Here is a 13009-nt window from a genome sequence, read left to right as displayed (position 1 = left end):
GATTCAGGCCGAACGCGCGGCCGCAGTAGACAGGGGGCGACGCGCCCACCAGGCGGCGAGCGCAAGGCCCGCAACGATATCCCAGAAACCCCAGACGCCGGCGACAACCGCCATGCCGCCGAGGCCACCGAAGAAGCTGAAGATCAGGACCAGACCGAGGCCCGAGTTGCGGATACCGACCTCGAAACTCACGGCGCGCCGGTCGTATTCCGACACGCCCGCAGCCGTTGCACAGGCATAGCCGGTGCCGAAGGCCAGCGCATCGTGCAGCACCACCGCGAGCAGCACCAGCCCCACGTAGTCGAGGAAGTAGCGCCAGTTGCCGGCAACCGCCGCGAGGATGAAGCCGATCAGGCACACGAAACTCAGGATGCGTACCGGCTTCTTGATGCGATCGGTGAGCCGCGGCAGCCAGTGGCCGAAGGCGATCCCGATGACGAAGGGCGCGCCGATGATCGACACGATGTGCACCACCATCTCGGCCGGATCGAGCGCGATGGTTTTCAGCAGCGGCGCCGCCGTCGGATGCATGCCGCCCCAGAACGCGAAGTTCAGCGGCATCACCACGATCGAGATCAGGTTGGAGATCGCCGTCATCGAAACCGACAAGGCCACGTTGCCGCCGGCACGGTGCGTGAGGATGTTCGACACGTTGCCCGGCGGGCAGCAAGCGACCAGGATCATGCCGAGCGCGATGCTGGGCGAGGGCTTGAGCAGCAGCGTCAGCACGAACGTGACGGCCGGCAGCACGATGAACTGCGCCGCGATGCCGCTCGCCATGGCCACGGGCATGCGCATCACGCGCTTGAAGTCGGCGACGCGCGTGTCCAGCGCGATGCCGAACATCAGGAAGCCGAGCACCGCGTTCAGCAGCACCAGCGACGCGGGGTTGAAGTTGAGGCGGACCTCGTCCACGGGGAGCATCGGCGGTTCCTTCGGGTCAGGCCAGCGCGGCGGAGGCTTCGCGGATGGCGCGGCGGTAGCTGTCCTTGTGGACGTAGTAGGCCATGCGTTCGAGCTTCAGGTACTTGTAGCCGCCGGAGAGGTCGGGGCTCGGCCCGGCCTTCGCTTGCTTGAGCGCAGCCGCTTTCGGGTTGCCCTGGGACTGCGCCTTGAAATAGCGCGCCACCAGTTCGGCCTGCTCGTAGCGGCCCTGCCAGCCGATGCCGCTCGCCTCGATCATCCCGAGCACGGCCAGGTTGTCGAAGCCCGGCGCGAAGATGTTCAGGTAGAGACGGGGCGCCATGCCCTGCCAGTTCAGCCAGGCGCGGTCGATGAAGGGGTAGTGCAACTTGTAGCCGGTCGCGCACAGGATGAGGTCGTAGTCGCGCGCGCTGCCGTCCTTGAAATGCACCGTGTCGCCGTCGAGCCTCGCAATGTCGGCGCGCACGCCGATGTCGCCGTGGCCGATGTGATGCAGCACCAGCGAGTTGACCACCGGGTGCGATTCATACATGAGGTAGTCCGGCTTCGGAAAGCCGAAGCGCACGGGATCGCCGGTGAACCACTGCAGCACCTTCGCGTCCATCCGCTGCTTGATCCAGGCCGGCAGCGGGCGCTTGCCGCCGAGCGTGTCGGCCGGCTTGCCGAAGATGTACTTGGGCACGAAGTAGTAGCCGCGGCGCACCGAGATGTCGACGCTCTTCGCGTAGTGCACCGCATCGACCGCGATGTCGCAGCCGCTGTTGCCTGCGCCGACCACCAGCACGCGCTTGTCCTGGAACAGGCTCGCACGCTTGTAGGCCGAGGTGTGGAGCAGTTGGCCGTTGAAGCGGCCCTCGAAGCGCGGCATGCTCGGCTCGGACAGCGTGCCGTTGGCAATGATCACGCCCTTGTAGTCGGCCGTCTCGATGCGGCCGTTGCCGGCGTCGACGCTCACGCGCCAGAGCGTCGAGGCGCTTTCGGTGACGGGCTCGATGCGGATGACTTTCGTGTTGAAGCGGAAATGCTGCCGCAGTCCGAAGTGATCGGCGAAGTCGCTGAAATAGCGCCGAAGTTCGGCATGGCTCGGATAGTCGGCCACGGTGTCTGCCATCGGGAACTCGACGAATTCGGTGGTGCGCTTCGACGAAATGAGGTGTGCCGACTGGTAGACCGTGCTGCGCGGGTTGTCGATGTTCCAAAGGCCGCCCACGTCCTCGTAGGCCTCGAAGCCCTGGAAGGGGATGCCTAGCTTTTGCAGATTGCGCGCGCCGGCGAGTCCCGACGGGCCGGCGCCGATCAGGGCGATTTGCTGGTGAGTGGGCACGGGTGCAGACACAGGATGGCTCGCAAGAAAAAGCAGGGTGGTGAAGAACACGCGCTCAGCGCGCGGAAGTCTCGGGGTCGGATGCCTGGGACGTCGACAGTCCCGGAATGGGTGTCGAGCCCGGATCGCCGGCGCGCGGCTTGCGGGGTTGCCGCAAGAGCAAGGCGTCGTGCCATGCGTCAGGCAGGAGGCCGAGCGCCTTGGCGAGCCAACCGAGACGACGGGGCAGCACGAGCTGCTCGGTGCCGCGCGACATCGCGCGCAGGATGGCCGATGCAGCATCGTCGGGCGCCATCAGGCCCGGCATCGCGAAGCGGTTGCCGGCCGTCAGGGCCGTGCGCAAATAGCCGGGATTGACGGTGCACACGCGCACGCCGCTCGGACGCAATTCGGCGCGCAGGCTTTGCAGGTAGCGAATGAGGCCGCCCTTGCTGGCGCAGTAGGCACCATTGCCGGGCAGGCCACGCTGCCCGGCGAGGCTGGCGATGCCGACCAGGGTGCCGCAGGCGCGGGCGCGCATCGGCGCCACGAAAGGCTGGAAGGTCGTGGCGACGCCGAGCAGGTTGATTTCGAGAATGCGCCTGAACACCGCCAGGTCCGAAGCTTCCGCCGTATCGAACCCGCCGGCGACGCCCGCATTGGCGATCACCGCATCGGGCACGCCGAAGCGGTTCATCCAGTCCCGCGCCATCGATTGCATCGCGACCGCGTTGCTCACGTCAGGCGTGTAGACCGCGCAACGGTCCGGCGCCGGGGCTGCCAATGCATGGAGCGCTTCCTTGTTCAACCCGACCAGCGCGACCTTCGCTCCGCGTGCGAGCGCCTGGGCCGCCAATGCGCTGCCCAGGCCGCCGCACGCGCCGGTGATCACGATGTTGTCGAAGGAAAAAGTCATGGACCCGTTCGTTTAAGGGTTGCAGCTTAACGAAATTCGGTCAAAATCTCGAATTAATTACCGAATTCGTCTCGATTTTCGAGATTTCTAATGGATTATCCCGACCCCCTGACCTGCGAAGAGGCCGAATCCGCCGCCACGCCCGGCCTGCGCCTGCTGCAGTTGCTCGAACTCGTCGCCGGCGAGGGCGAGCCTCAGGGCCTCAGTGACATCGTGCGCATCAGCGGGCAACCCAAGCCTTCCGTGCACCGGATGCTCCAGCAACTGGAGCACGGCGGCCTGCTGGCGCGCGGCAGCGACGGGCGACGTTACGCCATCACGCCGCGCCTGATGCGTTTCGCGGAGACGGTGCTTCGCGGAAGCACGGCGACCGGTGTCCGCCACGCCGTGTTGCGGCAACTCGTGGCCGATGTCGGCGAAACCTGCAATCTCACGGCCCTGTCCGGCGCGGAAGTGGTTTACCTCGACCGCGTCGAGACCGCGTTTCCCTTGCGCCTGGATCTTCGGCCCGGCTCCCGCGTGCCGCTGCATTGCTCGGCGAGCGGCAAGCTGTTCCTGGCGCATCTGCCCCGCGTGCAACGCGACCGGCTGCTCGAAGGGCTTCAGTACGCGCGCCAGACACCCCACACCTTGTGCACCCGCGAGGCATTGGAAGCCGAGCTTGACCGGATCCGGCGCGAAGGCCATTCCGTGGACGCCGAGGAGTTTATCGAGGGGCTGGTGTGTGTCGCGGTGCCGGTACGCGACGAGCCTCATGGCCCGGTGCGATGCGCCGTGGCCTTGCAGGCGCCGGCCGTCCGCATGTCGCTGCCGGACGCGCTGCAGCAGTTGGACAAGCTGCGCACGGCCGCGCAGGCCATCGCCAGGGCGACGCGCTGAAGGGCGCGTTCAGGCGGCAGGCTCAGTCGGCGATGTCGGCGCCGCGCTGCGCGAGCAGGGCGCGCAGGAATGACCGGTGGCAACGTGCCTCATCTTCGCAGTAGCAGCCGACGAACAGCGCGGCCTGGTGCGACAGCGCCGCCAGCAGGTCGAGACTGCGGCTCGCGTCCGCCTCGCCCATTTCACTCTTGAACTTGCGGCCGAACGCGGCCCACTGCGCCGGCACACCTGAGGCCTGGGCGGCTTGCGCCATCTTCATCGTCTCGACCGAAGGCGCGAGGTTGGGGTACCACACGTCGTACCAGTTCCGGGACGCGAACTCGGTCTTGGGAACGCCGCGCGGTGGGCGTCGCACGGTGCCGATGCGGAGACCCTCGCCGGGTGCACGGTCGCTGCCGAGTCGGACGATACGGATGGCCATTGCTTGCTCTTCCTCGATGGGCTGGGAGATTCGGATTCAGGTTCCGACGATACCGCCGTCGCGGCGCCGCACCACCACGGTGGCCGATCGCGGGCGGGCGCTGCCGGGCGAGGCGCCGTCGGGCCATGCGCTGTTCGGCACGCCATCGACGCGTACCTCGCCCGGATGCTGGATGTTGACGAACAGGCTGCGGCGGTCCGGCGCCACGACGCAGCCCGTGATCTCGCACCCGCCGGGACCGACCAGGAAGCGCTTGATGCGCCCGCTTGCCGGGTCGGCGCACAGCATCTGGTTGTTGCCGAACGCGGTCATCGGGCCCTTGCCGATGTCGGGGCCGCTCATGTCGGTCTGGATCCACAGCAGGCCACCGGCGTCGAAATGCAGGCCGTCGGGGCAGCCGAAGATGTCGGCCTCCTTGCTCGGGTAGCGCACGCCTGCGGCGGGCATGGCGGGGTCGCCCGCGAGCGCGAAGTGATCCCACGCGAAGGCGGTGCTGCCGGCATCGCGGCCGTCTTCGCGCCAGCGCAAGATGCCGCCGAAGATGTTGTCGGCGCGCGGATTGGCCGCGTCGGCGGGCGGCTTGCCGGGTTGACCGCGCTGGCTGTTGTGGGTGAGCGTGACGTACACCTCGCCGGTGGCCGGATGCACGGCGATCCATTCCGGGCGATCCATCTTCGTGGCGCCGACGATGTCGCCGGCCATGCGCGCATGGATCAGCACCTCGGGCTGGTCGGCGAAGCCGCTATCCCGGTCGACGCCGTTGTGGCCGTGACGGAGTTCGAGCCACCGGCCACGGCCGTCAGCGTCGAAGCGCGCCACGTACAGACTGCCTTCGTCGAGCAGGCGGCTGTTGGCCGCGGCGCCGCCGGGGCGGACCTTGTCGCGGCTCACGAACTTGTAGACGTATTCGAAGGCCGTGTCGTCGCCCATGTAGACGGCGACGCGGCCGTCCTTCGTCAACCTGCAAGTCGCGCTTTCCTGCCGCTTGCGACCGAGGGCGGTGCGCTTGACGGGCGTGGAAGTCGGGTCGAAGGGATCGATCTCGACCACCCATCCGAAGCGGTTCGCCTCGTTGGGGTGGCGCGTGAGGTCGAAGCGCTCGTCGAAGCGCCAATAGTCGGTCCATGAAGATCCGCCGACGGTGCCGTAGCGGCGCTGTGCCTCGGTGGCGCGGGCGGCGGACGACTTCGGTGCGCCGAAATAGACCTGGAAATTCTCCTCGCAGGTCAGGTAGGTGCCCCAGGGTGTGACGCCCATCGCGCAGTTGGCAAGGGTGCCGAATACGCGGTCGCCCTCGGGGTTGCCGGCGGTACGCATCAGCGGGGTGCCTGCCGCCGGGCCGGCAATGCGCATCGGGGTGGCGCCATGCACGCGCCGGGCGTAACGCGACGGCAGCACCTGGCGCCATCCCGCGGGGGTGAGTTCGACCTCGATCACCGACACGCCCATCGCGCGCAGCGACTTGCGGACCTTCTCCGCCGTCCAGGGCGGCACGCCGTCGGTGTGGAGCAATTGATCGTCGGTGTACTCGTGATTCATCACGAGCAGCCCGCGATCGGCGTGGCCCTCGAGCGCGAAGAAGTGCATCCCGTCGTGGTGCATCCCGGCCTGGACCGCCTGGTCGGCCGCGCTGTTCGATGCATCGGGCGCGAACGCCGGCATGGAGCCCGCGATGCCGGTCGGCGAACCCCACGGATAGAGCACCTGGGCTTTGTACTCCGGCGGCACCGTGACGGCATCGCGCAGCGTGGCTTCGACGGCGGTGAAGCCGAGGCGACCATCGCTTGCCGGCACTGTGGCGGATGCTTCGCGCAGCAGCGAAACGACCGCGGCCGCGGCGCCCGACTGGAGGAACTGGCGACGGTCGAAGGGCATGGTGAAAGTGTTGACTGAGCGACAGCGCGATCATCGCCGAGCGCCCATACTTCAGGCAAAACCAGGAGACCTCCGCATGAACGACCGCATCGAATCCATCCGCCACGCCGACGGCGTGGTCGAACTGCACATGGCCCGCGCCGACAAGATGAACGCACTCGATCCCGCGATGTTCGATGCGCTGATCGACGCCGGCAGCCGCCTGCGCGACGACGCCAGCGTGCGTGCCGTGGTGCTTGCCGGGCGCGGCAAGGCCTTCTGCGCCGGGCTCGACATGCAGTCCTTCGAGCGGATGCAGCAGCAAGGCGGCGGCATCGTGGGTGAATCTTCCGTCGGCAAGGACCTGGTCGAGCGCACGCACGGCATTTCCAATGCGGCGCAGTACGTCGCCATGGTCTGGCGCGAAGTGCCGGTGCCGGTCATTGCGGCGGTGCACGGCGTTGCCTTCGGCGGTGGCTTGCAGGTGGCGCTGGGTGCCGACATCCGGCTGGTCGCGCCGGGCACCAGGATGTCCGTGATGGAGATCAAGTGGGGCCTGGTGCCCGACATGGGTGGCATGGTGCTGATGCGCGAACTGGCCCGCAACGACATCCTGCGCGAACTCACCTTCACCGGCCGCATCTTCTCGGGCGAAGAGGCGGTGGGTCTCGGTCTTGCCACGCGGTTGGCGGCGGAGCCGCTGGCCGAAGCGCTGGAAATGGCGCGCGAGATCGCGCAGAAGAGCCCCGACGCGATCCGCGCCGGCAAGCGCCTGCTCAACGCGGCCATGAACCACAGCGCCGCCGAACTGCTGCTGGCGGAGTCGGTCGAGCAGAAGGCCCTGATCGGGAGTGCCAACCAGGGCGAAGCCGTGCGCGCCAACATGGAGCGCCGCGCGCCGCGTTTCAGCGATCCGAAGCCGCTGTAAAGCCACTGGAAGGCGTCCGGCGGGCAGGCATACTCCCGTCCGTGCCCATGACCCTTCTTCATCGCCTGGCAGCGCAGGAGCTGCCCATTGCCGTCACGACCGGCGCCCAGGTCGACGCCGTTCGCGTCTTGAGCCTGGCCGGCCACGTGAAAGCGACGATTCCCAAGCCGATCCGGACCCTGGACGGCTACGAACAGCCGCCGGCCATCGTCAACGAGATCACCTCGCTGGGGCGCAGCATGCTCAGGCGGTTCCCGATCCGCTAGCGTTTTGCCCCAAAAGGGGCGCGAGGCTGCGCCGCCGCAGGGCGGACAGTTCGCCCGCAAATGTCCTATTGACGGAACAAAGGAACGCCGTGACCATCGGGACCCATGTCCCAGATGCCGCTGCCCAAGTACCACCAGATCTATCTGCTGTTGTGCGAGCAGCTGGCTGAAGGCCGCTTCGCCGATGGGCTGCCGGGCGAGTTCGCGCTGATGGAGGAATTCGGCGTGGCCCGCGTCACCGTGCGGCGCGCCCTCGAGAAGATGGCGGCCGACGGCCTGATCTCGCGCGAGCCCGGCCGCGGCACGCGTCCCATCCGTGCGCCGTTGGCCCCGATCGCGGAGGGCGGGCAGAGCGTGCAGCGGGCCAACCTCGGCGGCCTGCTCGAAAACCTCGTCAGCATGGGTTTGCGCACCTCGGTCAAGGTGATCGACGTGCAGACCGTCACCGCTTCGGCCAGTGTCGCCGCCGCCCTGCAATTGAAGCTGGGCGACGCCGTGCAGAAGGCGGTGCGCGTGCGCTCGACGCGCGAAGGGCCGCTTTCGCACATCACCACCTACGTGCCCGCCGACGTCGCGCGCCAGTTCGGCCGCCGCGAGCTGGCGCGCAAGCCGATCCTCGTGCTGCTCGAAGAGGCCGGCGTGCGGGTCGGGCGGGCGCACCAGACCATCACCGCCAAGCTGGCCGACGCCACGCTGGCGCAGCACCTCGACGTGTCCGTCGGCTCGGCGCTGCTGGCCGTGCGGCGCCTGGTCTACGACGCCAACGAGCGGCCGGTGCAATGGCTGCACGGGTTGTACCGTCCCGATCGCTACACCTACGAGATGCAGTTGTCCCGCGTGGGCGGCATCGACGCCAAGGTGTGGGTCAGCAAAGAGCTTTCAGCGCAATTCATCTAACCAACGAGGAGTCCCCATGGAAAATCGCCGCCGCTTCCTGTCGCAGACCGCCGCCATCGGCACGTCGCTCGCGTTTCCGCTCGTGGGGGGCGCGCAGCCCAAGCCCGTGCGCGTCGGCGTGCTGCACCCCGTGACCGGCGCGCTCGCCTATTCGGGCCAGCAATGCCGGCTGGGCGCGCAGATGGCGATCGAGGACATCAACCAGGCCGGCGGCATCAAGTCCCTGGGCGGCGCGAAGCTGGAGGCGATGCTCGGCGACGCGCAGTCGCAGCCGCAGGCCGGCGCGGCCGAGGTCGAGAAGATGAACGAAGCCGGCGTCTCGGCCATCGTCGGCGCCTTCGCGTCGGCGATCTGCCTGGCGACCACGCAGGCGGCGGCCAAGTACAACCTGCCGCACGTGGTCGACGTGGGCGTGGCCGACCAGATCGTCGAGCGCGGGCTGAAGAACACCTTCCGCTTCGGCCCCGGCTACAAGAAGTCGACCGAAGTGGCGATGGCCAACCTGCTCGTGCTCAACAAGGCCGCCGGCAGCCCGGCCAAGACGGTCATGATCATTCACGAGGAATCGCTCTTCGGCACCGGCACGGCGCAACTGCTCTCGCGCGAACTGCCCGGCTATGGCTTCGAAGTGAAGGAAGTCGTGAAGCACGCGAACCCGACGCGCGACTTCAACAACATCGTGCTGCGGATGAAGTCCATCAACCCGGACATCGTGATCCCGGCCAACTACTACAACGAATACGCGCTGCTGGTGCGCACGATGCAGCAGCAGAAGGTGCAGCCCAAGGCGATCTTCTCGGTGCTGGGCGGCGCCGCGTCGAGCTACAAGTTCGTCAAGGAGTTTCCGGAAGCGGCCAACGGCATCATCGACTGCAACCACTGGTTCAATCCCAAGGACAAGCGCTCGGCGGAACTGCGCAAGCGTGTGGAGGCCAAGGGCCAGTTCTTCAGCTACGAGGTCTTCATGACCTACACCGCGATGGCGTTGCTGGCCGATGCGCTGGAGCGCGCCAAGTCGAGCGACCGGGCCGCGATCATCGACGCGCTGGAGAAGAGCACCTTCTCGAATCACATCATGCCGTACGGCCCGACCAAGTTCGTCAACGGCCAGAACGAGGGCGCGCAGCCGCTCATGACGCAAGTCGTGAAGAACGACATCAAGGTGATCATCCCGCGCGAGTTCCGCGAGGTGGAGCCGCTGTTCCCACTCCGGGCAGCCTGAGCACCGCAGATCAGCAGGATGCTCGACTTCAGCATTCTTTTCCCGTCGGTGCTCAACGGCCTGACGACCGGCGCGGTCTACGCCTTGATCGCGCTGGGGCTCACGCTGATCTACGGCGTCTTGCACATCATCAACTTCGCGCACGGCGCCTGCCTGATGCTGGCGCTATACGCGGTGTACTTCCTCAAGGAAAGCTGGGGGATCGACCCTTACCTTGCCTTGCCGATCGTGGTGCCGGGCATGTTCGCGCTCGGCTATGGCCTGCAGCGCATCGTCATCAATCGTGCGGGCCATGGCAAGGACGAGAACATCCTGCTGGCCACCCTCGGCATCGCGATCGTGATGGAGAACCTTGCGCTGATCTTCTTCAAATCGGACACACGCAACATCGACACCGCCTATTCGCTGAGCACGGTCGCCATCGGCCCCGCGATGATCGCGGTGCCCAAGCTGGTGGCCTTCGCGGGTGCGCTGGTGGTGTCGGCGGTGCTGTTCTGGATCATGGGCCGCACCGACCTCGGACGGGCCATCCGCGCCGTCGCCAAGGAGAAGGAGGGCGCCAAGCTCATGGGCATCGACGTCGATCACGTCTATGCAGTGAGCTTCGGCATCGGCCTGGCCTGCCTCGGCGCGGCGGCGTGCTTCCTGCTGCCGGCGTACTACGTGAACCCGCAGGTGGGCGGCGGCTTCGTGCTGGTGGCCTTCACCATCGTGGTGCTGGGCGGCATGGGCAGTTTCGTCGGCGCGCTGATCGGTGGCTTCCTCGTCGGCGTGGTCGAGTCGCTCGGCGGGCTCGTCCTCGGTGAGTCGCTGGGGCAGATCGGCATCTTCGCGATCTTCATCGGCGTCGTGCTGTTCCGGCCCGAAGGCATGTTCGGAGCCAAGGCATGAGCGGTTCGAACATATCCAGCGTCGGTTTGCGTCATCTCGGCGGCATCGCGCTCTTCGCGGTCGTGGTGGCGTGCGTGCCGCTCGTGACTTCGTCAGGCGTGGCGCTCAACTTCGTGATGATGGCCCTCTATGCGACGTTGATTGCGCAGGCGTGGAACATCCTCGGCGGCTTCGGCGGGCAGTTCTCGTTCGGGCATGCGCTCTTCTTCGGCACTGGCGCCTACATCCAGGCGATTGCGCAACTGCAGGGCGGCATCAACGCCTGGGTCGCGTTGCCGATGGCGGTGGCGGGCAGTGCGCTGGTCGGGCTCTTCGTGGGTGCGCTCACGTTTCGCTATGGACTCAAAGGTTCGTATTTCGCGCTCGTGACCCTGGCCTTTGCAGAAGTCTTCCGCATCGTGGCGTTGTCGGTGCCTTTCACCGGCGGTGGCGTCGGGTTGATGGTGCCGCTGCGCGAATCGGCGGCCAACCTGCAGTTCGCATCGCGCAGCGGCTACCTGTGGGTCGTGCTGGCTTTCGTCACGGCCGCCTTGCTGGTGACCTGGTGGCTGCGCAACGGCCGCTTCGGCGCCTACCTGCAGGCCGTGCGCGACAACGAGGATGCGGCACGCGCGGTCGGTGTCGACCCGTTCCGCATCAAGCTCGCGGCCATCGGCATCTCGGGCGCCTTCATGGGCGCGGCGGGCGCGTTCTACGTGCAGGTGTTCCAGTACATCGATCCGGGCATCGCCTACGGTTCGGGCACCTCGGTCGAGGCGCTGGTCGCGGCCATCGTCGGCGGCATGGGCACGCTGTGGGGACCGGTGCTCGGCGCTGCGGTGCTGCATGCGCTGTCGGACTTCACGCGCAATCTCTTCGGCGAATTGCCGGGCATCAACATGGTGATCTACGGGACGGTGCTGGTGCTGATCGTGATCTTCCTGCCGCGCGGCATCGCCGGCATCGGCCTGTCGGTGCGGCAGCTTTGGGCAGGGAAGGGGAGCCGCCATGACTGAGCCTCTGCTGGCCCTGAGCGGCATCTCTCGCTCCTTCGGCGGATTGAAGGCGGTGCAGAACGTCAGCCTCGCCGTACGCGAGGGCAGCCTCAGCGCGTTGATCGGCCCGAACGGCGCAGGCAAGACCACGCTCTTCGCGCTCATGTCGGGCTTTCTGAAGCCGGACGCCGGCACCGTGCGTTTCGCGGGGCAGGACATCACGGGGCGCGATCCGCATCGCAATGCCATGCTGGGCATGACGCGCACCTTCCAGATCGTCAAGCCCTTCGCGGCGCAGACGGTGCGTGAAAACATCGCGGTCGGCGCGCACCTGCACGTGCGCGGCAGAAGCGAGGCGCTGCGCCGCGCGGAAGAGGTCGCGAGCCGCGTGGGTTTGGCCGCGCAACTCGACAAGCCGGCCTCCGATCTCACCGTCGCCGCTCGCAAGCGGCTCGAACTGGCACGCGCGCTCGCGACACAACCGCGACTGCTGCTGCTCGACGAAGTGCTCGCCGGGCTCAATCCGCAGGAGATCGCCGAGATGATGCCGGTGGTTCGCGGCGTCGCCGACGGCGGCGTGACCGTGCTGATGATCGAGCACGTGATGCAGGCCGTGATGAATCTCGCGTCGCATGTCTGGGTGCTCGCGCAAGGGCAACTGATCGCCGAGGGCAGCCCGGCGCAGGTGACTTCGAACGACAAGGTGGTCGAGGCCTACCTCGGCCACGGCACCGCCGCACGGCTGCGCAAGGCCGCGGCCGGAAATACCGCTGCGCAAGGAGTCGCGGTATGACGTCGCTGCTCGATATCCGCGCGCTGCGCGGCGGCTACGGTCGCGTCGAAGTCCTGCGTGGCGTCGACCTGCAGGTCAATGCGGGCGAGATGGTCGCGCTGCTCGGCAGCAACGGCGCAGGGAAGTCGACGCTGAACAAGATGGTTTGCGGCCTCTGCCCCGCCTGGAGCGGCACCGTTCGCTTCGACGGTCAGGACCTGAGCGGCGCGCACTACCGCGAAGTCGTCAAGGCCGGGCTCATCCAGGTGCCCGAAGGCCGCAAGGTCTTTCCGAACCTGAGCGTGCTCGAAAACCTCGAGCTTGGCTCCTTCACGCGCGCCCGCGAGCGCCGCGCCGCCAATCTCGACAAGGTGTTCGGCATCTTCCCGCGCCTGAAGGAACGCATCCGCCAGCACGCCGGCACCATGAGCGGCGGGGAGCAGCAGATGCTCGCCATCGGCCGCGGCCTGATGGCGGAGCCGGTGCTGCTGATCCTCGACGAGCCTTCGCTGGGCTTGTCGCCGCTGCTGGTCGAGGAGATGTTCACGCTGATCCGCCAGCTTCGCGACGGCGGACTCGCCGTGCTGCTGGTCGAGCAGAACGTCGGCCAGTCGCTGGAGATCGCGGACCGCGCCTATGTGCTCGAAAACGGCAGCGTGCGCTTCTCGGGTCTTCCGCAGGATCTGCTGGGCAGCGACGAGCTGCGCCGCGCCTATCTCGGCCTTTGAGCCGCAATTCAACGTTCATGCACAAGGGGGCAAC

At 67.3% G+C, this 13009-nt stretch carries 14 protein-coding genes; 9 read left to right on the top strand and 5 right to left on the bottom strand.

Annotated features, from left to right (window positions below; translation table 11 throughout):
* Window positions 1–3 precede the first annotated feature (3 nt).
* From AC1DHL_RS23500 to AC1DHL_RS23490, 3 genes are read right to left on the bottom strand one after another with little or no spacing between them, the layout of a single operon-like run.
* Window positions 4–924 (bottom strand): bile acid:sodium symporter family protein, encoded by a 921-nt coding sequence (locus AC1DHL_RS23500; protein WP_478103739.1) that lies wholly within the window; start codon window positions 922–924, stop codon window positions 4–6.
* A 16-nt stretch (window positions 925–940) separates the two neighbouring features.
* On the bottom strand, window positions 941–2260 hold the full coding sequence (locus AC1DHL_RS23495; RefSeq protein ID WP_478163548.1) for a flavin-containing monooxygenase: 1320 nt from the start codon (window positions 2258–2260) through the stop codon (window positions 941–943).
* Between the two features lie 43 nt (window positions 2261–2303).
* On the bottom strand, window positions 2304–3143 hold the full coding sequence (locus tag AC1DHL_RS23490) for an SDR family oxidoreductase (protein ID WP_478103737.1): 840 nt from the start codon (window positions 3141–3143) through the stop codon (window positions 2304–2306).
* Window positions 3144–3233: 90 nt separating this feature from the next.
* On the opposite strand from AC1DHL_RS23490, the gene AC1DHL_RS23485 reads away from it, so the two are divergent.
* The gene (locus AC1DHL_RS23485; RefSeq protein ID WP_478163547.1) at window positions 3234–4022 is read left to right on the top strand and encodes an IclR family transcriptional regulator; all 789 of its coding nucleotides are present in this window, start codon (window positions 3234–3236) and stop codon (window positions 4020–4022) included.
* A 22-nt stretch (window positions 4023–4044) separates the two neighbouring features.
* On the opposite strand, the gene AC1DHL_RS23480 is transcribed toward AC1DHL_RS23485, so the two are convergent.
* The gene (locus AC1DHL_RS23480; protein WP_478163546.1) at window positions 4045–4443 is read right to left on the bottom strand and encodes a DUF488 domain-containing protein; all 399 of its coding nucleotides are present in this window, start codon (window positions 4441–4443) and stop codon (window positions 4045–4047) included.
* 36 nt (window positions 4444–4479) lie between these two features.
* A complete protein-coding gene (locus AC1DHL_RS23475) occupies window positions 4480–6318 on the bottom strand; it encodes a PhoX family protein (protein ID WP_478163545.1) in 1839 nt (612 codons plus the stop codon).
* 76 nt (window positions 6319–6394) lie between these two features.
* Between AC1DHL_RS23475 and AC1DHL_RS23470 the strand changes: the two genes are divergently transcribed.
* The 8 genes from AC1DHL_RS23470 to AC1DHL_RS23435 all read left to right on the top strand — a co-directional run bounded on the left by AC1DHL_RS23470 (window position 6395) and on the right by AC1DHL_RS23435 (window position 12975).
* Window positions 6395–7225, top strand: coding sequence for a crotonase/enoyl-CoA hydratase family protein (locus tag AC1DHL_RS23470; protein WP_478103732.1), 831 nt, complete (start codon window positions 6395–6397; stop codon window positions 7223–7225).
* 47 nt (window positions 7226–7272) lie between these two features.
* Complete coding sequence (locus AC1DHL_RS23465; protein ID WP_478103731.1) at window positions 7273–7491, top strand: hypothetical protein; 219 nt, start codon at window positions 7273–7275, stop codon at window positions 7489–7491.
* Window positions 7492–7596: 105 nt separating this feature from the next.
* Complete coding sequence (locus tag AC1DHL_RS23460) at window positions 7597–8388, top strand: GntR family transcriptional regulator (RefSeq protein WP_478103729.1); 792 nt, start codon at window positions 7597–7599, stop codon at window positions 8386–8388.
* A 16-nt stretch (window positions 8389–8404) separates the two neighbouring features.
* Window positions 8405–9610 carry an ABC transporter substrate-binding protein gene (locus AC1DHL_RS23455; protein ID WP_478103728.1) on the top strand — a complete coding sequence of 402 codons (1206 nt, stop codon included), beginning with the start codon at window positions 8405–8407 and terminating at the stop codon, window positions 9608–9610.
* Window positions 9611–9628: 18 nt separating this feature from the next.
* Window positions 9629–10501: a branched-chain amino acid ABC transporter permease gene (locus AC1DHL_RS23450; protein ID WP_478103727.1), complete on the top strand. Its 873-nt coding sequence runs from the start codon at window positions 9629–9631 to the stop codon at window positions 10499–10501.
* Window positions 10498–11496: a branched-chain amino acid ABC transporter permease gene (locus tag AC1DHL_RS23445; protein WP_478103726.1), complete on the top strand. Its 999-nt coding sequence runs from the start codon at window positions 10498–10500 to the stop codon at window positions 11494–11496. The genes AC1DHL_RS23450 and AC1DHL_RS23445 overlap by 4 nt, the downstream gene beginning before the upstream one ends.
* Window positions 11489–12268 (top strand): ABC transporter ATP-binding protein, encoded by a 780-nt coding sequence (locus AC1DHL_RS23440; protein WP_478103724.1) that lies wholly within the window; start codon window positions 11489–11491, stop codon window positions 12266–12268. Before AC1DHL_RS23445 ends, AC1DHL_RS23440 begins: the two co-directional genes overlap by 8 nt.
* On the top strand, window positions 12265–12975 hold the full coding sequence (locus AC1DHL_RS23435; RefSeq protein ID WP_478103723.1) for an ABC transporter ATP-binding protein: 711 nt from the start codon (window positions 12265–12267) through the stop codon (window positions 12973–12975). Before AC1DHL_RS23440 ends, AC1DHL_RS23435 begins: the two co-directional genes overlap by 4 nt.
* The last annotated feature ends 34 nt before the right edge of the window (window positions 12976–13009 follow it).

This window comes from Variovorax sp. 10L426 (assembly GCF_056395305.1).
This window is presented reverse-complemented; position numbering and strand designations above follow the sequence as displayed.